The 20802-nt window shown below is 62.0% G+C and carries 22 protein-coding genes; 17 read left to right on the forward strand and 5 right to left on the reverse strand.

From position 1 onward, the window contains the following. Positions 1-4 precede the first annotated feature (4 nt). The 3 genes from PCS43_RS08945 to PCS43_RS08955 all read right to left on the reverse strand — a co-directional run bounded on the left by PCS43_RS08945 (position 5) and on the right by PCS43_RS08955 (position 2194). Complete coding sequence (locus tag PCS43_RS08945) at positions 5-811, reverse strand: ABC transporter ATP-binding protein (RefSeq protein WP_003943111.1); 807 nt, start codon at positions 809-811, stop codon at positions 5-7. Positions 812-826: 15 nt separating this feature from the next. Continuing rightward, complete coding sequence (locus PCS43_RS08950) at positions 827-1531, reverse strand: FadR/GntR family transcriptional regulator (protein WP_003943086.1); 705 nt, start codon at positions 1529-1531, stop codon at positions 827-829. A 102-nt stretch (positions 1532-1633) separates the two neighbouring features. Then, positions 1634-2194, reverse strand: coding sequence for a QsdR family transcriptional regulator (locus PCS43_RS08955; RefSeq protein WP_003943195.1), 561 nt, complete (start codon positions 2192-2194; stop codon positions 1634-1636). Between the two features lie 157 nt (positions 2195-2351). Here PCS43_RS08955 and PCS43_RS08960 point away from each other — a divergent pair, with 157 nt between their 5' ends. The 6 genes from PCS43_RS08960 (at position 2352) to PCS43_RS08985 (ending at position 8381) form a co-directional block, all read left to right on the forward strand. Further along, complete coding sequence (locus tag PCS43_RS08960; protein ID WP_003943005.1) at positions 2352-3323, forward strand: phosphotriesterase family protein; 972 nt, start codon at positions 2352-2354, stop codon at positions 3321-3323. Positions 3324-3326: 3 nt separating this feature from the next. Continuing rightward, complete coding sequence (locus tag PCS43_RS08965; RefSeq protein ID WP_065351530.1) at positions 3327-4982, forward strand: AMP-binding protein; 1656 nt, start codon at positions 3327-3329, stop codon at positions 4980-4982. Positions 4983-5232: 250 nt separating this feature from the next. Beyond that, positions 5233-6624 carry an MFS transporter gene (locus tag PCS43_RS08970; protein ID WP_058038323.1) on the forward strand — a complete coding sequence of 464 codons (1392 nt, stop codon included), beginning with the start codon at positions 5233-5235 and terminating at the stop codon, positions 6622-6624. A 68-nt stretch (positions 6625-6692) separates the two neighbouring features. Next, entirely contained in the window at positions 6693-7367 is a 675-nt protein-coding gene (locus PCS43_RS08975) for a TetR/AcrR family transcriptional regulator (RefSeq protein WP_054187504.1), read from the forward strand. Between the two features lie 38 nt (positions 7368-7405). Continuing rightward, positions 7406-8038, forward strand: a complete 633-nt coding sequence (locus PCS43_RS08980; protein ID WP_065351528.1) for an HAD family hydrolase — start codon at positions 7406-7408, stop codon at positions 8036-8038. 55 nt (positions 8039-8093) lie between these two features. Continuing rightward, positions 8094-8381: a putative quinol monooxygenase gene (locus tag PCS43_RS08985; RefSeq protein ID WP_042446304.1), complete on the forward strand. Its 288-nt coding sequence runs from the start codon at positions 8094-8096 to the stop codon at positions 8379-8381. 74 nt (positions 8382-8455) lie between these two features. On the opposite strand, the gene PCS43_RS08990 is transcribed toward PCS43_RS08985, so the two are convergent. Beyond that, on the reverse strand, positions 8456-9958 hold the full coding sequence (locus tag PCS43_RS08990) for a class I adenylate-forming enzyme family protein (protein WP_007730820.1): 1503 nt from the start codon (positions 9956-9958) through the stop codon (positions 8456-8458). A 137-nt stretch (positions 9959-10095) separates the two neighbouring features. Here PCS43_RS08990 and PCS43_RS08995 point away from each other — a divergent pair, with 137 nt between their 5' ends. After that, a complete protein-coding gene (locus tag PCS43_RS08995; RefSeq protein WP_007730821.1) occupies positions 10096-10776 on the forward strand; it encodes a TetR/AcrR family transcriptional regulator in 681 nt (226 codons plus the stop codon). Positions 10777-10849: 73 nt separating this feature from the next. Here the strand turns inward: PCS43_RS08995 and PCS43_RS09000 are convergent, their stop codons facing one another. Next, positions 10850-11326 (reverse strand): MaoC family dehydratase, encoded by a 477-nt coding sequence (locus PCS43_RS09000; protein ID WP_003942878.1) that lies wholly within the window; start codon positions 11324-11326, stop codon positions 10850-10852. Between the two features lie 157 nt (positions 11327-11483). Between PCS43_RS09000 and PCS43_RS09005 the strand changes: the two genes are divergently transcribed. From PCS43_RS09005 to PCS43_RS09050, 10 genes are all read left to right on the forward strand, one after another. Beyond that, positions 11484-12305 (forward strand): SDR family oxidoreductase, encoded by an 822-nt coding sequence (locus PCS43_RS09005; protein WP_003942864.1) that lies wholly within the window; start codon positions 11484-11486, stop codon positions 12303-12305. After that, positions 12302-13105: an enoyl-CoA hydratase-related protein gene (locus tag PCS43_RS09010; protein ID WP_050656976.1), complete on the forward strand. Its 804-nt coding sequence runs from the start codon at positions 12302-12304 to the stop codon at positions 13103-13105. The genes PCS43_RS09005 and PCS43_RS09010 overlap by 4 nt, the downstream gene beginning before the upstream one ends. After that, positions 13092-14312 carry an acyl-CoA dehydrogenase family protein gene (locus tag PCS43_RS09015; protein ID WP_019745701.1) on the forward strand — a complete coding sequence of 407 codons (1221 nt, stop codon included), beginning with the start codon at positions 13092-13094 and terminating at the stop codon, positions 14310-14312. The genes PCS43_RS09010 and PCS43_RS09015 overlap by 14 nt, the downstream gene beginning before the upstream one ends. A 1-nt stretch (position 14313) precedes the next feature. Next, positions 14314-15096: an SDR family oxidoreductase gene (locus PCS43_RS09020; RefSeq protein WP_007730827.1), complete on the forward strand. Its 783-nt coding sequence runs from the start codon at positions 14314-14316 to the stop codon at positions 15094-15096. After that, a complete protein-coding gene (locus PCS43_RS09025) occupies positions 15089-16123 on the forward strand; it encodes a phosphotransferase family protein (RefSeq protein WP_209910216.1) in 1035 nt (344 codons plus the stop codon). The genes PCS43_RS09020 and PCS43_RS09025 overlap by 8 nt, the downstream gene beginning before the upstream one ends. A 45-nt stretch (positions 16124-16168) precedes the next feature. After that, on the forward strand, positions 16169-16927 hold the full coding sequence (gene fabG / locus PCS43_RS09030; protein ID WP_020909429.1) for a 3-oxoacyl-ACP reductase FabG: 759 nt from the start codon (positions 16169-16171) through the stop codon (positions 16925-16927). 34 nt (positions 16928-16961) lie between these two features. Then, positions 16962-18155 (forward strand): acyl-CoA dehydrogenase family protein, encoded by a 1194-nt coding sequence (locus PCS43_RS09035; RefSeq protein WP_003943047.1) that lies wholly within the window; start codon positions 16962-16964, stop codon positions 18153-18155. Then, on the forward strand, positions 18152-19249 hold the full coding sequence (locus PCS43_RS09040) for an acyl-CoA dehydrogenase family protein (RefSeq protein WP_073513374.1): 1098 nt from the start codon (positions 18152-18154) through the stop codon (positions 19247-19249). Before PCS43_RS09035 ends, PCS43_RS09040 begins: the two co-directional genes overlap by 4 nt. 31 nt (positions 19250-19280) lie before the next feature. Beyond that, the gene (locus PCS43_RS09045; protein WP_003943088.1) at positions 19281-20264 is read left to right on the forward strand and encodes an NADPH:quinone oxidoreductase family protein; all 984 of its coding nucleotides are present in this window, start codon (positions 19281-19283) and stop codon (positions 20262-20264) included. A 79-nt stretch (positions 20265-20343) separates the two neighbouring features. Continuing rightward, positions 20344-20802: beta-ketoacyl synthase N-terminal-like domain-containing protein (locus tag PCS43_RS09050; protein ID WP_270923018.1), on the forward strand; the 459-nt coding region annotated here is incomplete at its 3' end.

The raw sequence follows: 20802 nt of genomic DNA on the forward strand, positions 1-20802 counted from the left end.
TCGGTCACACTCTTTCGCGTGGCCGCGACTGAGCATTCCACCGACCACCACGACGCTCGATCTCGATGGGATGCGAGAAGCACTCGCTGATGTTCTGGGTGGTGATCACATCCTCGGCGAGGCCGCTGGCGGTCACGACGCCGTCCTTGATCAGAAGAGCATGTGTGGTGGTGCTGGGGATCTCCTCGATGTGGTGCGTCACGAGGATGCTGGCAAGTGACGGGTTCTGATTGCGGAGGTCGTCCAGTGCCGTCAAGAGTTGTTCGCGTGCAGCAAGATCGAGCCCGGTCGCCGGTTCGTCGAGCAGAAGCAGGCGCGGTTCGACCATGAGTGCGCGGGCGATCAGGGCTCGTCCCCGTTCGCCTTGGGACAAGTTGGGCCACAGTGCGTCCGAACGCGGACTCATTCCGAGTAGATCGATCAGTGCGTCGGCGTGAGCCTCTTGCTCCGGCGTCGGTGACCAGCGCGGCATCACCTCGGTGGTGTTGGTGAGGCCGGTGATCACGACGTTGCGGACGGTGATCGGAATTCCGATCGTGTGACGAGGGTTCACGTGCCCGATGTCCATCCGCAGTTCCCTCATGTCGACGCGGCCCAACTTGTGGCCGAGGACGTAAACGGAACCGCGAGTCGGGTGGGCGGTTGCTCCGAGCAGGCTCAGAAGCGTGCTCTTGCCCGCGCCGTTCGCGCCGAGGAGGACCCAGTGTTGTCCGGGTTCGATCGAAATGTTGATGTCTTTCAACAAGTATCGGCCGTCGCGGACGAGATCCACGTGTTCGGTCGACAGAACTGTGCCGGTGGGGTGTTGCACGAGAACTAACCTCTCTTAGGCGTCGAGCACACGCAGTCGTCGTAGGACGGTGTCGATGTTTGCTCGAGTTGCCGCTACCGCGGCTTCTGGGTCGGCGTCTTGAAGGGCCTCGACCAACTGATCATGGGCATGTGAGGTGTCGGGGACGCCGGCCTCGTGGGCCATCATCTCGACGAGGGATTCACGAAGGAGTGGACGCACCGACGTGAAAAGCGAGAGCAGAACTGCGTTTCCTGACAGTCGAACGACTTCGGTGTGGAAGTCGAGGTCGACGTCGACGAACTTCTCGACATCACCCTCGAAATGACTGTGTCGCATGGTCAGTCGCCGCCGCAGGCCGTCGAGGTCCTCGGGTTGTACCCGCTCCGCGGCCAGTCTGGCGGCCTCGATCTCGAGTGCGCGACGGACTTCGAAGACCTCGAGGATCCTCGAGCGTCGAAGAAGTTTGGTGAATTCGTCGACGTGCTCGAGTTCGGACGCGGCAGCCACGAAGGTTCCGACGCCGTGTCGGACTTCGAGTAGTCCGTCGCGAGCGAGGAGGCGGATTGCCTCGCGAATCGAGGAACGCCCGACGCCGAGTTCGACGGCGAGGGCCGCCTCGCTCGGTATGCGCTCGGACGGCGCCCACGTTCCATGCATGATTCGCCCGCGCAGCAACTGTTCGAGTTGCGGTACCAGCGGACCACTGCGAAGTGTGAATCCTGTGTGGTCGTCGGACACGGCTCGCCTCTCGGGTGGGTACCGAAAGAGTAACAACTCATCAGACGTCTGAGGACTCGGGTGGCCGGTGTGTCGCCGTAGTGTTCACGCGGTCGAAGCGTGTCAGTTGCGGGTGACGCCGAGGAGCAGTGCGATCAGGTCGAGGGCCGTCTCGATCTCGGCCTTTTCTCGGCCGAGCAGGGGGGCGTAGAGGTGTACGTCGCAGATGCGAACGAGGGCTTCGCCCAGCACTTGCGGCGAGAGCGTGATCGTCAGTTGGCCGGCGTCGACCTGGGACTGCAAGATTTCGGCGGTGATGGAGGCGGAGATCGATTCGATGGAGCCGGGCATCATCGCGAGTTTGATGAACACCATCGGTTCGCGTTTGGTCAGCGCGCGCAGTTCTGTTGACGATTCCACCGATCGCATAACGCGGCCGAAGACGTCGAGAATGTACTCCGGACCTTGCCCCGACGCCTGTGACATCGCCTTTCGGTATGTCCGTTCGGTGGCCTCGGCCAGCACTGTTCCGAGCAGCTCGTCGCGGTTGCCGACCCAGCGGTACAGCGTCGCGCGGCCTACGCCGAGACGTTCGGCGAGCAGTGACATGTCGAGTGGTTCCTCCGCGAGGTACATGCTCGCGGCGGTGTCGATCGCGCGTCGGCGTTCGAGGTCGGTAGGCATCGGGACATTCTCTCCGGTTGTCCGGTACTGCACAATTTCGGCCGTTGAAAAATGGTGAGCCTCGGGGGATCGAGCCTATTGACGAACCTGGCCACGTGAGACACACTAGCTCATTGTCTCATGTTAGTGATGGCGATCACAGTCAGGGGTTCGATCGATGAGTTCAGTACAAACCGTTCGTGGGCCGGTGGATACAGCCGATCTGGGAAAGGTGTTGATGCACGAGCATGTCTTCGTTCTGGGTGAGGAGTTGCGCCAGAACTACCCCGACTACCCCGAACCCTGGGACGAGGAAGTGCGGGTAGCGGACGCAGTAGCAAAGCTGACCGAGGTGAAGTCCCGCGGAATCAGCACGATCGTCGATCCCACAGTGATCGGCCTCGGCCGGTACATTCCGCGAATCGTCCGGATCAACGAGCAGGTCGATCTCAACATCATCGTTGCTACCGGCATCTACACCTACAACGACATTCCCTTCCAATTCCATTACACCGGACCGGGATTGCTGTTCGACGGCCCCGAGCCGATGGTCGAACTGTTCGTCAAGGACATCAGGGAAGGAATCGCCGGAACCGGTGTCCGAGCCTCCTTCCTGAAGTGCGCCATCGAGGAGCCGGGCCTTACCCCCGGCGTCGAGCGGGTCATGCGCGCGGTCGGACAGTCGCAGGTGGAAACGGGAGTGCCGATCACCGTGCACACCAACCCGCACACTGAATCCGGGCTGGTCGCGCAGAAGGTTCTGGCCGAAGAGGGTGCGGATCTGACCAAGGTGGTCATCGGTCACTCCGGCGACACCACCGATCTCGATTACCTGTGTGCGCTGGCCGATGCCGGTTCGCTACTGGGGATGGACCGTTTTGGTCTCGAACCGTTCCTGTCGTTCGAGGATCGTGTCAACACCGTGGTGGAGATGGCCCGTCGCGGTTACGCGGAGAAGATGGTTCTGGCACATGACGCGTCGTGTTTCATCGACTACTTCCCCAGCGCGGCAAGAGAAGTGGCACTTCCGAACTGGAACTACACCCATATCAGTGATGATGTCATTCCGGCGCTGCTCGAACGTGGTGTCACCGAAGACCAGGTCAAGGCGATGCTGGTGGACAACCCACGTCGGTACTTCGAGAGCTGAGATATGACCAACGTGTACGAGAGCAAGCCCTGGCTCGCCAATTACGACGCCGACACTCCGCCGAACGTGGACATCGAGCATGCCAACGCCCTCGCGATGTTCCGTGCTTCGCTGGAGCGCGATCGCACCGCCCCGATCATCAGGTACTTCGACAGGACCGTCAGCTTTGCTGAACTCGACGAGATGTCGGACGCGCTTGCGGTAGCCCTCGCCGTGGACGGAATCGGGTTCGGCGACAGAGTTTCCTTTGTCCTGCAGAATGTTCCGCAGTTCGTGATCGCGACAGTCGCGGTCTGGAAGCTCGGTGCCGTCGTCGTTCCGGTCAATCCAATGTACCGCGACCGTGAGCTGTCCACCGTACTGGCCGACAGCGGAGCGGTAGCAGTCATCTGTCTCGAGTCCTCGGCCGAGACCGTGGCGACTGCGTCCGAGGGCACCGAAGTGCGACGGGTCATCACTACGTCGGAACGGGATTTTCAGTCGCGCGACGATGAACGGATCTTCGGTTCGGCGTCCAGGATTCGTCATGATGGATTTCCGGACCTACTGGAACTGATCGAGGCTCATCGAGGACAGAAGCCCGAGAAGGTCGATCTGTCTCCGGAAGACCTTGCCTACCTTCCTTATACGTCGGGGACGACCGGCCCGCCGAAGGGGTCGATGAACACGCACTCAAATGTCGTGTTCGCAGCGCAGATCTATCGGGACTGGCTGGGGTTGCGCCCCGGCGGCGCGATGTTCGCGGTGGCGCCACTGTTCCATATCACCGGGTTGATCGGGCACGTCGCGGCTCCACTCCTGGCCGGCGCGCCCACGATTCTGACCTGCCGATTCCATCCCATCGTTGCAGCGGAGTCAATTTCGGAGCATCGGGCTACCGCGATCATCGGAGCGATCACGGTATTCATCGCGTGGACGGACAGCGCCGCAGTCTCGAAGGAATCTTTGAGCTCTCTCGAGTCGGTGTATTCAGGTGGCGCGCCGATCCCGCACGCGGCGTTGGAAGCGTTCCGGTCGAAGTTCGGTCACTACATTCACAACGGCTACGGGCTGACCGAGACGAACAGCCCGGCAATCGTGGTGCCGAATTCGCGTGAAGCGCCGGTAGATCCGGCGTCGGGGGCCGTTGCTGTCGGCGTACCGGTATCGAATACGTACGCCGAGGTGGTGGACGAGAACGACAAGCCGGTACAGGTCGGGGAGTACGGCGAGATCGTGGTCTCCGGGCCTCAGGTTGCACTCGGTTACTGGAACAAGCCAGCCGAAACCGCGCATGCCATGCCGGACGGGCGTTTTCACACCGGCGACATCGGATTCATGGACGGCGACGGTTGGTTCTACATCGTCGACCGGATGAAGGATCAGATCAATGCGTCGGGCTTCAAAGTGTGGCCACGCGAAGTGGAAGATGTTCTCTACGAACACCCCGCCGTACGAGAAGCTGCCGTCGTCGGTGTCATGGATCCGTATCGGGGCGAAACCGTGAAGGCCTTCGTGTCTTTCAAGGATGGTTTCGAGGCGACCACCGAGGATCTGGTCGAGTTCTGCAAGGAAAGGCTTGCAGCATACAAGTATCCACGCATCGTCGAGGTAATGAACGACCTGCCGAAAACAGTGAGCGGCAAGATTCTTCGTCGTGAACTGCGGGTACCGAACTAGATCTACCTGACAAACGAATTGCCGGCCGCCGACAAGGTGAGCCGGCCATTCGTCGTGGTGGCTGACGAGCATCGGTAGGGGATTTAGTCCCCTATGCGGCAATGCATTTCAGTGATTGACATCACTCTTTTTGTATCGCAGACTGATCGCAACGCCACAGAGTTGAAGTTGGTGTCAGTTTCTACTTCTGGCCCGGTTCCGCTTCTCAACTCCCGGCGCGACGAGCGTCCGACCCATCGAGGAGTAACCCATGACGAGATCGGCAGTGGATTCGAACACGCAGGCAGGGGGTCTGTCCGATCAGGAACGGAAGAAGAAGAAAGCGCACCGCAAACTTCTCGGCGCGGGACTGCTCGGCAGTTCCATCGAGTGGTACGACTTCTTCTTGTACGGAACGGCTGCGGCACTGGTCTTTCCGCATGTGTTCTTCCCCGATTCATCCGCACTGATGGGCACATTGCTCTCGTTCAGTACGTTCTGGGCCGGCTTCGTTGCCCGCCCCATCGGCGGTTTGGTCGCCGGACACTTCGGCGACAAGTATGGGCGTAAGCCCGCTGTCGTCACCTGCCTGTTGCTGATGGCCGTCGCGACGTTCCTGATCGGCGCGATCCCGAGTGCGTCGGCAATCGGCGTCGTCGCTCCGATTCTTCTGGTGACACTGCGATTCATCCAAGGTCTCGCCTGCGGTGGCCAGTGGGGCGGAATCGTCCTTCTCCTCACCGAATCCGCGAGTCCCAAGAAGCGCGGATTCTCAGGCACTTTCGGTCAGATGGGTGTCTCGTTCGGTGTAGTGCTGGGCAACCTGGTCTTCCTCGTCGCGACCGCGACCATTTCCAATGATGCATTCCTGAGCTGGGGTTGGCGAGTTCCGTTCTTCGCCAGCGCGCTGCTCTTCCCCGTGGTTCTGTACATCCAGACGAAGGTCGAGGACACGCCGGAATTCCTCGAGTTGCAGGAAGACGCCAAGAAGAACCAAAAGGACGTCGTCGTTCAGGCTCCACTGGCGCAGGCGCTCAAGGATCACTGGCGCAAGATTCTGCTCGGTTGCGGACTTCTGGCCGCCACCAATGCACTGTTCTACATCAGCATCGCCGGCGTGCTCAGCTACGGCACAACCGAACTGGGGTTGAAGCGGAACTCACTGCTCATCATCTCGCTCCTGAGTGCGTTGCTGACAGTCGGCGTGGTGCTGTGGTCCGGGAAGATGTCCGACAAGATCGGTCGTCGTCCGATGATCCTGATCGGCGCCGCGGCGATCGTGGTCTGGGCATTCCCGTACTTCTGGTTGATCAACACCAAGTCCCTGCCGCTGTTCTTCATCGCGGTGACAGTCGGCAGCGTGTTCCAGTCGATGACCTACGGGCCGATCGCTGCGTACATGGGTGAGCTGTTCGCGCCCAACGTGCGTTACTCGGCAGCATCGTTGGCGTACCAGCTGGCGGCGATCACGGTCAGCGGTGGTACTCCGTTCATCATGACGGCACTCATCGCGAAGACCGGGACCACTACATGGGTTGCCGTGTTCGTAGCCCTCATGGGTCTGGTGACCTTCTTCAGTGCCTGGGTGCTGAAAGAGACCAACCCGAAGGAAGTTCGGGATGATCCGAACGCAATTCCGGGCGCGCACCTGTACGCCAAGTAACTCTTTCGGTTTCGAGCAGACGCCCGCTATCGGTCACCGGTAGCGGGCGTCTGACGTATAACTGGAGCATGGCTGCAGCACGCACAGGCTCCGAAGATGCTTCGTCGACAGCGTCACGGGAACTCCCCTCCACTCAGCGTGGTTTGCGTACGCGTCGAGCGTTGATCGATGCGGCCCGCACCGTTTTCGAACGGTCCGGCTATCTGGACTCGCGGCTGATCGACATCACTGTGGAGGCGCAGTGCTCGGCCGGTACCTTCTACACCTACTTCGCGAGCAAAGAAGAGATCTTCGCGGCAGTGATGGAGTTGGCACGCGAAGACATGATGCATCCGGGTATGCCGCACACTCCGAAAGGCGCGGATCCTGCTGAGGTCATCGCGGCGAGTAACCGCGCGTACCTCGAGGCGTACCGACGGAACGCGAAGCTGATGGGACTGCTCGAGCAGGTAGCAAGCATCGATCCGGAGTTCCGGGTTCTCCGCCTCGAGCGTGCTGACGCGTTTGTTCGACGCAACGCGCGCAGTATCGAGAAGCTGCAGAAAGCCGGACTGGCGGACGCGAATCTGGATCCGCTACTGACGTCTCGGGCACTCTCCGGGATGATCAGTCGACTTGCGTTCGGGTACTTCGTATCCCGCGGCGGCGAGGACGGCGCCGCCGGAGTGACCTTCGACGGTCTGCTCGATACGGTCAACCGGTTGTGGATCAACACTTTACAATTCTCGCTGCGCCAAAACTGATGTTGACGCCGGGTTCATGTTTGGTGTCTGATGGAGCAATGACACCTACGCGTACGGCAGTGCTCGTCGATTTCGGTGGAGTTCTCACCTCCAGTGTTCTTCAGGCCTTCGAAGACTTCGGGGCCTCGCTTGGGGGCGACCCACGACTTCCGTTGACCCTGCTCTCCCGCGACGACGTCTCGAAGAGACTGCTCTCCGATCACGAATCCGGAAAGATCGACCAGGAGGCCTTCGAAGCAGGATTCGGGGAACGGCTACGAGCGCACGGCGCAGTCGTCGACAGCGTTGGATTGGTCGACCGTATGCAAGCCGGGCTGATTCGAGACGAGGAGATGGTGCGTCTGCTCGCGGACGTGCGGGCGGCGGGTCACCCTGTTGCGCTCGTGTCCAATGCTTTCGGGCGTGATTGCTACGCGGGTTTTGTGCTCGAGGACCTCGCCGACGAAGTGGTGATCTCCTCGGAAGTCGGGATTCGTAAGCCCTCTCGTCAGATCTACACCATCGCGTGCGAGCGGCTGGGTGTTGCGCCCGAAGGCGCCGTGATGATCGACGACCTGCAACAGAACCTCGACGGCGCGGCACGATTGGGGATCGCCGGCATTCTCCACACCGATGCGGAAAGCACTCGCAGTCAGTTGGAATCGACGTTCGGACTACTGCCCATGCAGTGAAACTGTAGGTTCTCGGTAACACTCGAATACTGCTGGAACACTTTTGGAGGAATGAATGATTGCTGTCATCGCGGATATCACCGTCAAAGACGGAAGCGGCGAACAGTTCGAAGCCGTAGTCGCCGAACTTGCCGAGAAGGTGCGCACGGAAGAGCCCGGAACGGTTCTGTATCAACTGATCCGCTCGAAGACGGATACGAATTCCTACAAGTTCATGGAGCTGTATCAAGACGGTGCTGCGATCAAGGCCCATGGATCGTCCGAGCATTTCCAGGCCGCGGGAAAGGCGATGGCGCCCTTCCTCGCAGGCGCCCCGCAGATCGAGTACTTCGACGCACTCTGAGCGTATGGACAGGGCACTCTGAGCGCATGGACAGGTGAACCCCGGCGAAATCTCGCCGGGGTTCACCTGTGTTTTCAGTTCTGCTTCTGGGCGAGGAGTTCGGTGCGGTCGATCGATCGCTTGAGGATCTTTCCCGTCGAACCCTTCGGGAGCGCGTCGATGAACTGGACCACCCGCGGAATCTTGTAGGCGGACAGACGTTCCCGAGCCCACGAGGTGACGTCATCTGCTTCGAGGTCGGAGCCTGGGCGAACGGCCACCACCGCCGCAACCTCCTCGCCGTAGTAGTCGTCGGGTATACCGATCACCGCGGCCTCGATGATGTCGGGGTGCTGGTAGAGCACCTCTTCGACCTCGCCTGGATAGACGTTGTATCCACCGCGGATGATGAGGTCCTTGACGCGGTCGACGATGCGAAGGTCACCGTCGGCGTCGGTCTCGCCGAGGTCTCCGGTGCGGAACCATCCGTCGTCGGACAGGACGGCGGCCGTGTCGGCCGGGCGCTTCCAGTAGCCCTTCATGACCGTCGGTCCTTTGATGAATACCTCGCCCACTGTGCCTGCCTGGCAGACATTTCCGTCGTGATCACGGACCTCGACCTCGGTGCGCGGTACGGCGCGGCCGGTGTATCCGATCTTTGCGACGCGGTCGATGCTGTTGAAAGTTCCGAATGCGCTCGTCTCGGTCAGGCCGTAGCCCTCGAGGATTGTGCAGTTGAACCGTGCTTCGAAGGCGCGAGCGACTTCACCGGGAAGTGATGCGCCACCGGAGATTGCGATCCGCAGTTGTTCGAAGTCGGAGCTGTCCACGTCGGCTGCGGCGTGCAGCATGGCATTCCACATGGTGGGGACGCCGGCCATGATGGTGAGCTTGTCCCGACGCACCAGATCGAGCATGGCGGCCGGGTCGAACCGGGCGAGCAGGGATAGTGATCCGCCGCCGGTGAAGGTTGCCATCATGACCGAACCCTGGCCGAAGATGTGAAAGAGCGGCAGTCCGGTACCGGTGCGGTCCGAGGGATTTCCGCGGCTGCTCTCGGCGCCGATCTCACCGGCAGACAACAGATTCCCGACCGTCAGCTGAGCGCCCTTCGGACGTCCGGTGGTACCGGAGGTGTAGAGAATCGCCGTGGTGTCCGCTGTGTCGCGGTCGACCACCGTTGCCGGTGGATGGTCGGCCTTCGCCGATTCTTCGGTGAGCGTCCACACCGGGACGCCGCGCGCACTCCCTGCATCCTGAACTGCGGGACCGAGCTGGTGCCAGGCGATCGCCAGCGAAATCTCGGCGTCGTCCAGTACGTACTCGACTTCGGGTTGCGCCGACATCGTGTTGATGGGCACCACGACACAACCTGCAGCCTGAATCCCCATGTACGCCACGATGAATTCAGGCACCGACGGCGCCGCGAGCAGAACCCGGTCGCCGATGCTCAACCCTTCGTCGCGAATGCGGCCGGCAAACGCCAGAGACGCGTCGTGGAGCTGTCGGTATGTCCAATGATTATCCGTGCCGCGAATTGCAATATTTTCCGGAGTGGCTTCCGCGTGACGGGTCACCGGGTCGAGAACGCTAACCATGGTTCTGCCTTTCGGGAGGAATCGACCGATTGTGTGTCCTGGGTCTCACCAGAGCGTACACTTGAATCCGGCGTCAACATCGAGTCTGCTGGGATTGTCCCGAAAATGATGTTGATCGGAAGGATGAGGAGCGCACCGTGCTCGACGACGAATCGCGAATTGCCGCCTTACCGGTGGCTCCGCCCGCGCTGCTCCGGGATCGACCGACCACCGAGCGGGGGACACGCACGCGTGCGGCATTGGTTGCTGCTGCCCGTAAGGTTTTCGAGCGCAGTGGCTATCTCGATGCACGTTTGATCGACATCGCAAAAGAAGCCGGTTGCGCGACGGGATCGTTCTACACGTACTTCGCGAACAAGGAAGAGGTGTTCGCCGCCGTCCTCGAGGTCGCGCGAGACGACATGATGCACCCGGGCATGGGACGCGTTGCGAGCGCGGACGATCCGTACGCCGTGCTCGAGGCAAGTAATCGAGCGTATCTGGCCGCGTATCAACGCAATGCGAAGTTGATGGGGCTCATGGAGCAGGTAGCTCACATCGACCCGGAGTTCCGGAAGTTCCGCAGCGAGCGTGCCAATGCGTTCATACGCCGTAATGCCCGCGGGATTGCAGATCTGCAGTCCCGCGGCATCGCGGACACGACGCTGGATCCGATGACGGCGTCGATTGCTCTGTCCGGCATGGTGAGTCGACTCGCCTACAGTCTGTTCACCCTTCGTGAGGGTGAGGTGGACGGGCGTTCACCGGAGTTCGATCAGATTGTCGCCACTGTGACCGATCTGTGGGCGAACGCTCTGAAGTTCCCCGACCGTCTCTGACGAGGTGGGCCGCCCCGGCTGCATCGATGTTCGAGCGGCCGGGCGTCCCAGTCTCGGTTCAGCTCTTTTCGGTTCAGCTCTTTTCGACGACGCGAGCGACGGATTCGGCGACCACGACGGGCTTGTCGGAACCCTCGCGCTCGACCACCTGGCTCATCTTCACTTGGATTCCGCCGGGCAACTGCTCCGCGGACACGACGGTTGCGCGCATGCGGACCCGGGATCCCACGGGAACGGGAGCGGGGAAGCGAACCTTGTCGTAGCCGTAATTGAGGCTGTGGGCGAAGCCGTCGAAGTGGATGAGTTGGTAGGAGAACTGGGGTCCCAGTGAGAGGCTGAAGAGTCCGTGCGCGATCGTGCTGCCGAGCGGGCTCGATGCGGCTCGTTCCGGGTCGACATGAATCCACTGATGATCGTTTGTGGCTTCGGCGAACGCGTTGATGCGCTCCTGGGTGATGTCGTACCACTCCGTCGGGCCAAGTTCCTGGCCGATGAGCTTCTCGAGCTCGGCGAAGGTGGACGGGCGGACGGGCAATTGGTTTTCAGTCATCGTTATCCCTTTACTCGCAGTTCAGGAGGACGGAACGGGCCGTTCGGGTGACCGTCGCGATTCGACGGTTGAAACTGACGCCGGATTCAACTATACATGAGGGGAGACGTGGATCACTGTCAGCGCGTAGGTATGACGCAAGCGAGAGGAATCGCTCATGAAGGTTGCCCAGAAGGTAGCAATTGTCACCGGTGGCGGCGGGGGAATCGGCGGTGCACTGGCCGAGCGACTGGCTGCCGAGGGTGCTCGCGTCGTAGTGGCTGACCTGGACGGGGCAGCAGCTTCGGCAGTAGCGGAGGCGATCAACGCGGAGCGTCCCGGAGCGGCCGTGTCTGCCGGTGGCGACGTCTCCGACGAGACGGTCATTGCGGGCCTGATCGCGCAGGCGGAAAAGGAATTCGGCCCGGTCGACCTCTACTTCGCCAATGCCGGCGTTACCGGTGGCATGGGCCTCGACATCAGTGAAGACGTCTGGGACACGACGATCGACGTCAACGTTCGCGCCCACATTCGCGCTGCCAGGCTCCTCGTCCCCGGCTGGACGGAGCGCGGGGAGGGCTACTTCATCAGCACGGCCTCTGCGGCCGGCTTGCTCAGTCAGGTCGGGTCCGCCGCGTACTCGGTGACCAAACATGCCGCGGTCGCGTTTGCCGAGTGGCTCTCGATCACCTACGGAGATCAGGGTGTTCGCGTCAGTTGCCTGTGCCCGATGGGCGTCAACACCAAGCTTCTCTACGAAGGTGAGAATTCCGGCGATCCGGTCGGCAAGGCCGCAACCGGAGCCGTGCTTGCGGCAGGCAATGTTCTCGAGCCTGCCGAATGCGCCGAAATCGTTCTTGCGGCAGTGGATGCCGAAGAGTTTCTCATCCTTCCGCACAAGAACGTGCTGGACATGTACCGGCAGAAGGGCGCCGACTACGACCGTTGGCTGCGCGGGATGCGCCGGTACCAGGCGTCGCTCCTCGCGGGAACACGATGACCGAGGAACTCGTCCTCTCCGAGCAGAGAGGAGCGGTGCTGGTTCTGACATTCAATCGGCCCCGCGTTCTCAACGCGTGGACCAACGAGCTCGAAGATCAGTACTACGACTTTCTGGCCGTGGCAGACGAAGATCCCAGTGTCCGAGCAATTGTTGTCACCGGCTCCGGCCGAGGATTCTGCTCGGGGGCTGACCTCGGCAATTTGAAGAACGTCGGCGAAGTCTCCGAAAGTGATCTTGTCCGGCCGCGAGACCGTCATTTCCCGACCACCATCCGCAAGCCGCTGATCGCCGCCGTCAACGGCGTCGCTGCCGGGCTCGGAATGGTCGAGGCTCTGTACTGCGACGTTCGTTTCGGTTCGAGCGCAACACGATTCACTACCGCGTTCGCGCGTCGAGGCCTGATTGCGGAGTACGGCATCTCCTGGATGTTGCCCCGCTTGGTCGGGCACAGTCGAGCAGTCGATCTTCTGCTTTCCAGCCGGATGGTGGACGCCGACGAGGCGTACCGCATCGGTCTGATCGACCACCTGGTCACCGGCGGTGACGTTCTGGATGCGGCGATTGCTTACGCCGAGGACATCGCGGCGAACTGCTCGCCGACGTCCCTCTCCGTCATCAAATCTCAGATGAGTGCCGACGCGCACTCGACCTTCACTGATTCCGCCAGGCATGCGGAATCGCTGATGCTGAACGCATTTCACGGCCCGGATGTCGTCGAGGGTGTCAACAGCCATCTCGAACATCGAGCCCCCAATTTTCCTTCCCTCTCTGTCAGGAGTTCACATGTCAGTGTTTGAGTTCTCGGATCGCACCAAGAAGTACCAGGCCGAACTGCTCGATTTCATGGACAAGCACGTTTACCCGGCCGAAGCGGTCTACGAAGAGCAGATGCGTGAGTCCGGTAACCCGCACTTTCAGCCGCCGATCATCGACGACTTGAAGAAGGAAGCCAAGGCCCGCGGGCTGTGGAACCTCTTCCATCCCCATCCCGAATGGGGCCCCGGCCTGACCAACCTGGAATACGCACCGCTCGCGGAGATCATGGGCCGCAGCCACCTGGCCTCCGAGGCCACCAACTGCGCCGCTCCGGACACGGGAAACATGGAGGTGCTCACGCTCTTCGGCACCGACGAGCACAAGGAGAAGTACCTCAAGCCGCTTCTCGAAGGCGAAATTCGTTCCGCTTTCGCGATGACCGAGCCCGAGGTTGCCAGCTCCGACGCCACCAACATCCAGCTCCGTATGGACCGTGACGGCGACGAGTACGTGCTGAACGGCCGTAAGTGGTTCGCTTCCAACGCCTTGCACCAGAACTGCAAGGTTCTGATCGTCATGGGTAAGACCGACTTCAATGCCGCCACCCACCGTCAGCAGTCGATGATGGTCGTGCCGATCGATGCTCCCGGCGTCACGATCCTGCGCAACCTGCCGGTTTTCGGCTACCAGGACCGCGAAGGACACGGCGAGATCACTTTCGAGGACGTGCGCGTCCCGGCCAAGGACATTCTCGCCGGTGAGGGTGAAGGATTCGCGATCAGCCAGGCCCGCCTCGGCCCCGGCCGCATCCACCACTGCATGCGTGCAATCGGAATGGCCGAGCGCGCACTGGAACTGATGTGCAAGCGCGCATCCACCCGCATCACCTTCGGGAAGCCCGTCAGTGACAACGCGAATATCCAGGACTGGATCGCCGAGGCTCGTATCGACATCGAGATGGTTCGACTCCTCACGCTCAAGGCCGCACACATGATGGACACGGTGGGCAACAAGGAAGCGCGCACCGAGATCGCAGCCATCAAGGTTGCGGCACCGAACATCGCGCTCAAGATCATCGACCGCGCCATCCAGGTTCACGGCGGTGGCGGCGTCACCGACGACTTCCCGCTCGCGATGGCTTACGCCCACATGCGCACCCTTCGCCTGGCCGACGGCCCGGACGAGGTGCACAAGCGCGCCATCGCCAAGCAGGAACTGCGCAAGTACCGCGAAGTCAAGGCGAACTGACATGGCAGGACTGGATCTCACAGGTAAGACGGCAATCGTCACAGGCGCATCGCGGGGCATCGGCCTCGCGACCGCGCAGGCGATTGCGGCGGCGGGCGGAAACGTCGTACTGACTTCGCGCTCACAGGAATCCGCAGATGCGGCTGCCGCGCAGGTGAACGGCAACGCGATCGGCGTCGGCGCTCACGCGACGGACGAGGATGCTGCACGCAAGTGCGTCGAGCAGACGATCGAGCGTTTCGGCAGTCTCGACATCTTGGTGAACAACGCGGGCACCAACCCGTCGTTCGGGCCGATCATCAACCAGGATCACTCGCGCTTCGCCAAGACTTTCGACGTCAACGTGTGGGCTCCAGTCCTGTGGACCGGCCTCGCAGCGCGGGCCTGGATGGGCGAGCACGGTGGTTCCGTGGTCAACACCGCTTCGATCGGCGGCATGGCGTTCGAGGCGGGAATCGGTACGTACAACGCGTCGAAGGCTGCTCTGATCCACATCACCAAGCAGTTGGCGCTCGAGTTGTCACCGAAGATTCGTGTCAACGCCGTTGCGCCGGGAGTGGTGAGAACCAAACTCGCCGAAGCTCTGTGGAAAGAACACGAAGAAGCGGTGTCCGCGTCGACTGCTCTCGGACGCATCGGTGAACCCGAGGACGTGGCCGCTGCCATTGCCTTCCTGGTTTCGGATGCAGCCCAGTGGATCACCGGCGAGATCATGACCATCGACGGTGGCCAGTTGTTGGGTGACGCACTCCCGTTCCGGCAGGGAGCGTCCGTCGGTGGCTAGCGTCGGAGTAGTGGGACTCGATACCGAAGTGGTCACCGGGTGGATCGCAGGCCTGGGGATCGACTTTTCCGGGCCGTTGTCCTTCGATCGAATCGGCTTGGGGCAGTCGAATCTCACGTACCTGGTTCGCGATCAGGACGGCAATCGCTGGGTGCTACGACGCCCACCGCTGGGGCATCTGCTGGCCTCGGCTCACGACGTGGCGCGTGAGGCTCGAATCCTGAGCGCTCTCGAATCCACCGACGTGCCTTCGCCGCGAGTATTCGGGTTGACCGAGGATCCTGCCGTCACCGAAGTTCCGCTGCTCCTCATGGAATTCGTGGACGGCGAAGTGGTGGACCGAATGCCTCTTGCGGAGGCGTTGTCGGAAGATCGTCGTCGGGCAATCGGCATCTCGCTGGCTCAGACGTTGGCGAAGATACACGCCGTGGATCTGAAGAAGGCCGGCCTCGACGACCTGGCGAGCCACAAGCCCTACGCTGCACGGCAGTTGAAGCGTTGGGGAGGTCAATGGGAACAGTCGAAGACGCGGGAATGCCCTGATCTCGACGATCTCACCCGACGCCTGATTGCAGCCCAGCCGGATCACACTGAAACCACGTTGGTGCACGGCGACTTTCACCTACGCAATGTGATCACCTCGGCGAGCAACGGCGAAGTTGTCGCGGCCCTCGACTGGGAACTGTGCACACTCGGTGATCCGTTGGCGGACGTCGGAAGCTTGTTGGCGTACTGGCCGGCGGCTGGTGAGAATACCGGCGGCGATTTCCCGGCGTCGGCACTCCCGGGATTCCCCTCGCGAGAGGAGATCTCCCGGATCTATCTCGAGGCCACCGGACGGGACCCTGCTGCGCTGAAGTTCTGGCACACGTTGGGACTGTGGAAGATTGCCGTGATCGCCGAGGGCGTGATGCGTCGCGCCCGCGACGAACCGCAGAATGCCGCCGAGAGCGGAACTCCCACCGTGGAACGTATTGACGCCTTGGTCGCCAAAGCCAGGGAAATTGCAGATCAGGCCGGGATCTGACGAGATCGTCCGGTGTCCGTCGAATCACGAAAGTATGGAGGGCCAGTGAGCCAGGAACGTAGAACCGCAATTGTCACGGGTGCAGCACGCGGAATCGGTGCGGCAGTAGCGAAGCGACTGTCGGAAGACGGTTTTGCCGTCGCCGTGCTCGACCTCGACGAAGCGGCGTGTGCCGGAACCGTCGACGCGATCAAGGCCGCAGGCGGACAGGCACTGGCCGTCGGCGCTGACGTCTCCGACGAGGCTTCGGTCGCTGCAGCAGTGGATCGTGTTGCCGCAGAACTGGGTGCACCTACCGTGCTGATCAACAATGCCGGCATCACTCGCGACAACCTTCTGTTCAAGATGAGCGTTGCCGAGTGGGATTCGGTGATGAACGTCCACCTGCGCGGAGCGTTCCTCATGTCGCGTGCGGTGCAGAAGTACATGGTGGAAGCGAAGTTCGGCCGCATCGTGAACCTCTCGAGCACGTCGGCTCTCGGCAACCGCGGACAGGTCAACTACTCCGCGGCGAAGGCCGGAATGCAGGGCTTCACCAAGACATTGGCCTTCGAGCTGGGCAAGTTCGGCGTGACCGCGAACGCTATTGCCCCCGGATTCATCGAAACCGAGATGACCGCCGCAACGGCCGAGCGCATGGGCGTCGGCTTCGAGGACTTCAAGACCGCTGCCGCTTCGCAGATTCCGGTCAATCGCGTCGGACAGCCCGAGGACATCGCGCACACCGCGTCGTTCTTTGTCAGCGAAGGCGCAGGCTTTGTTTCCGGTCAGGTCGTCTACGTCGCCGGTGGACCGAAGGACTGACCGTCCGCTCACCGCTCGAACCGAAGGAATGGGCATGGCTTTCGACGAAGAGGCAGTATCGCGTGATCTCACCGAGAAGGTGAACACGCTTCTCGCGGAGAACGATCCGAACAGCGTGTCGGTATCGGACTTCCTCGGCGCACGATTCGACGCCGGACTGGCGTGGGTTCATTTCCCCGAAGGTCATGGGGGGCTCGGTGTACCGCAGAGCTTTCAGCGTCAGGTGAACGCTCAGCTGGAGGCCGCCGGTGCACCGGGCCCGGCCACCGGCAAGAACGGGATCGGACTGGGCATGGCGGCACCGACCATCGCTGCCTTCGGCACCGAGGAGCAGAAGCAGAAGTTCCTGCGCCCGTTGTGGACTGCGGAGACGGTCTACTGCCAGCTGTTCAGTGAACCGGGCGCAGGTTCGGACCTCGCGGCCGTCGCTACCCGCGCCGTCCGCGACGGCGACGACTGGATAGTCAACGGGCAGAAGGTATGGACGTCGGGCGCGCAGAATGCGCAGCTGGCGATTCTCGTGGCCAGGACCGATCCGTCACGTTCCAAGCATGCGGGTCTGAGCTACTTCATCTGCGACATGACCGATCCGGGCGTCGATGTCCGGCCGCTGCGTCAGATCACCGGCGAGGCCGAATTCAACGAGGTATTCCTCACGGACGTCAGGATTCCGGACGCCAATCGCCTCGGAGCCGAAGGCCAGGGGTGGAAGGTTGCGACCACCACCCTGAACAACGAGCGTGTTGCCATCGGTTCGGGCGCACCGCGTGAGGGAGGCATGATCGGAAAGGTCGCTCAGGCCTGGCGTGACGAGCCCGAGCTGCGTAACCCGGCGATGCACGACGAGTTGATGCGGCTCTGGACCGAATCCGAAGTTGCGCGTCTGACCGGGGAGCGACTGCGCCAGCAGCTCGCCGCCGGCCAGCCCGGCCCCGAAGGCTCGGGAATGAAGCTCGCGTTTGCCGGTTTGGCCCAGCAGATTTCTGGATTCGACCTCGAACTGCACGGCGAAGCCGGTCTGCGCTACGACGACTGGACGCTGCGTCGACCGGATTCCGTCGACTTCACCGGGCGTGAACCCGGATACCGGTACCTGCGAGCCAAGGGCAATTCGATCGAGGGCGGAACGTCGGAGATCCTGCGCAACGTCATCGCAGAACGTGTACTCGGGTTGCCGCCCGAGCATCGCGTCGACAAGGACATCGCCTGGAAGGACCTACCCCGATGAGCGCCGATCTGTTGTACTCCGAGACCGAACAAGATCTGCGAGCCAGCGTCAGACGACTGCTGAGCGAGCGCGCCGGCGCCGACACCGTGGTCACGGCGTACGACGACGTGTCCGCCGACTTCACCGGGCTGTGGAAGTCGCTGGCGTCGGAACTCGGTTTGGCGGGACTGCTGGTACCCGAGGAACTGGGCGGGGCAGGTGCGTCGACGCGTGAGGCGGCGGTCGTGATGGAGGAGATCGGACGTGCGGTCGCTCCCGTTCCGTTCTTCACCAGCGCGGTGCTGGCGACGACGGCGTTGCTGAAGGCCGGCGAGACCGAGGTGCTCGGTCAATTGGCAGCGGGGGATTCGACGGCTGCTCTGATCGTCCCGTTGTCCACTGCACCAGGAACTTTCACACCCACTGTCAAGGCAACGGCGAGTGGACTCGTCGGCAGCGTCACGACGGTTGCCGGCGTCGCCGAGTCCGATGTTCTTGTTGTTCCGGTTGCCGGTGAGAGCGGTCTGGAGCTGCACACCGTTCGGATCGCCGACGCCACCGTCACGCCGGTTCTGTCCCTGGACATGACGCGCCGATTGGCGGACGTCGAGTTCTCGGGGTCGTCGTCGGTCCGTGTCGACAGCGGCAACGCGGCGCAAGCGGTTGAGGAAGCGTTGCTCTGCGGAAGCGCACTGCTGGCGTCCGAACAGTTCGCTGTAGCTCAGTGGTGCCTCGAAACGACTCTCGCGTATGTGAAGGAGCGCAAGCAGTTCGGCCGGGCGATCGGTTCGTACCAGGCGATCAAGCACCGCCTCGCCGATCTCTGGCTCGAAGTCAGCTCTTCGGGAGCGGCAGCACGATATGCGGCGGACACCTATGCACGCGGCGACGTCGATGCGGCGATCGCAGCGACGGTGGCCCAGGCATTCTGCAGCGGCGTCGCGGTTCATGCTGCGGAGGAGTGCGTCCAACTTCATGGTGGTATCGGAATGACGTGGGAGTATCCGGCGCACCTGTACCTCAAACGGGCGAAGAGCGATCAGCTGTCGCTGGGAACCGCGTATCAGCATCGGGCACGCCTCGCCGAGTTGGTCGACCTCCCGATCTCGTCCTGAAACTCACCCACTATCTGTCTGGAGAATTGCTGTGAAGGCTTGGCGCGTCAACGAACTCGGTCAACCCCGCGATGTGCTCGCGTTGGAGGAGACCGCGGATCCCACCCCGAATGCGACGGAGATGTTGGTCAAGGTGCTGGCGGCTCCGGCCAACTTCCCCGACGTCCTCATGTGCCGGGGTGAGTACCAGATCAAGCCGCCGCTGCCCTTCACACCCGGTGTCGAACTGTGTGGTGAAGTGGTCTCGGTCGGTGAATCGGTGACCAAATTCGCAGTGGGGGACCGGGTGATCGGTAATCCGAGTCTGCCGTCCGGCGGATTCGCCGAGTACTCGGTACTGGATCAGAACAACACGTTCCCGGCGCCGTCGGCTCTCGACGACGCGGAAGCATCCGCTCTGAGCATCGGCTATCAGACAGCGTGGTTCGCTCTGCATCGCCGCACCCAACTGCTCGAGGGTGAGACGTTGTTGGTCCACGCTGCTGCGGGTGGTGTCGGTAGTGCGGCAGTGCAACTCGGCAAGGCGGCAGGCGCCAAGGTGATCGGTGTCGTCGGCGGCCCGGACAAGGCCGAGTACGCGCGCAAGCTCGGCGCAGACCTCGTCGTAGACCGTCACAGTGAGGACTTCGTGGCAGCGGTCAAGGAGTTCACCGGCGGCAAGGGCGCCGACGTGGTCTTCGATCCGGTCGGCGGCGACGCATACGCGAAGTCCACCAAGTGCATCGCCTTCGAGGGACGGATCGTCATCATCGGCTTCGCCGGTGGCACGATCCCGCAGCCGGCACTCAATCACGCTCTCATCAAGAACTATTCGATCATCGGACTGCACTGGGGGCTGTACAAGGCCTACAACCAGCAGGCCATCGACGACTGCCACGTCGAGCTCACCAGGCTCGCCGATGCCGGCTTGGTCAAACCACTGATCAGTGAGCGGTTGTCGTTGACGGACGTTGCCGACGGTATCGGTCGCCTCGGCGACGGCACCACGGTCGGTCGCGTCGTGTTCCAGCCCTGATTCTTGCTGTGCGCCTTTATTAACCCCCGGCGGTTAATAAAGGCGCACAGCACTTCGTGTTCGACGAAAGGATTCCCCGATGAGGCAAGCTGTCATCGTTTCCACCGCCCGTACCCCGATCGGTAAGGCGTACCGCGGCGCGTTCAACAACACTCAGGCTCAAGAGCTTGCTGCACATGCCATTTCGAATGCAGTTCAGCGCGCGGGCCTCGAGGGCGGCGAGGTCGAGGACGTCATCCTCGGCGCCGCGCTGCAGCAGGGCTCTTCCGGCGGCAACGTCGCACGGCAAGCGGTGCTGCGGGCCGGGCTTCCGGACTCGGTTTCCGGAATGACGATCGACCGTCAGTGCTCGTCCGGTCTCATGGCCATCGCAACCGCAGCCAAGCAGATCGTGGACGACGGAATGCAGATCGCGGTCGGCGGCGGAGTCGAATCGATCTCGTTGGTCCAGAACGATCACCTGTTATCAGCAGCTTTGTCAAGGAGTCTTCCTCTTTCTGCTGGTCACTATGTCGATGACATGCCGCTCACTGCTGTG

The sequence above is a fragment of the Rhodococcus sp. C-2 genome (genome assembly GCF_027854095.1).
Lineage (GTDB): Bacteria > Actinomycetota > Actinomycetes > Mycobacteriales > Mycobacteriaceae > Rhodococcus_F > Rhodococcus_F qingshengii.

Bases quoted from the DNA above. Each gene is read 5' to 3' on its own strand.
- PCS43_RS08955 (WP_003943195.1), bottom strand. From the start codon at position 2,194: ATGCCTACCGACCTCGAACGCCGACGCGCGATCGACACCGCCGCGAGC.
- PCS43_RS08960 (WP_003943005.1), top strand. From the start codon at position 2,352: ATGAGTTCAGTACAAACCGTTCGTGGGCCGGTGGATACAGCCGATCTG.
- PCS43_RS08965 (WP_065351530.1), top strand. From the start codon at position 3,327: ATGACCAACGTGTACGAGAGCAAGCCCTGGCTCGCCAATTACGACGCC.
- PCS43_RS08970 (WP_058038323.1), top strand. From the start codon at position 5,233: ATGACGAGATCGGCAGTGGATTCGAACACGCAGGCAGGGGGTCTGTCC.
- PCS43_RS08975 (WP_054187504.1), top strand. From the start codon at position 6,693: ATGGCTGCAGCACGCACAGGCTCCGAAGATGCTTCGTCGACAGCGTCA.
- PCS43_RS08980 (WP_065351528.1), top strand. From the start codon at position 7,406: ATGACACCTACGCGTACGGCAGTGCTCGTCGATTTCGGTGGAGTTCTC.
- PCS43_RS08985 (WP_042446304.1), top strand. From the start codon at position 8,094: ATGATTGCTGTCATCGCGGATATCACCGTCAAAGACGGAAGCGGCGAA.
- PCS43_RS08990 (WP_007730820.1), bottom strand. From the start codon at position 9,958: ATGGTTAGCGTTCTCGACCCGGTGACCCGTCACGCGGAAGCCACTCCG.
- PCS43_RS09000 (WP_003942878.1), bottom strand. From the start codon at position 11,326: ATGACTGAAAACCAATTGCCCGTCCGCCCGTCCACCTTCGCCGAGCTC.
- PCS43_RS09005 (WP_003942864.1), top strand. From the start codon at position 11,484: ATGAAGGTTGCCCAGAAGGTAGCAATTGTCACCGGTGGCGGCGGGGGA.
- PCS43_RS09010 (WP_050656976.1), top strand. From the start codon at position 12,302: ATGACCGAGGAACTCGTCCTCTCCGAGCAGAGAGGAGCGGTGCTGGTT.
- PCS43_RS09015 (WP_019745701.1), top strand. From the start codon at position 13,092: ATGTCAGTGTTTGAGTTCTCGGATCGCACCAAGAAGTACCAGGCCGAA.
- PCS43_RS09020 (WP_007730827.1), top strand. From the start codon at position 14,314: ATGGCAGGACTGGATCTCACAGGTAAGACGGCAATCGTCACAGGCGCA.
- PCS43_RS09035 (WP_003943047.1), top strand. From the start codon at position 16,962: ATGGCTTTCGACGAAGAGGCAGTATCGCGTGATCTCACCGAGAAGGTG.
- PCS43_RS09040 (WP_073513374.1), top strand. From the start codon at position 18,152: ATGAGCGCCGATCTGTTGTACTCCGAGACCGAACAAGATCTGCGAGCC.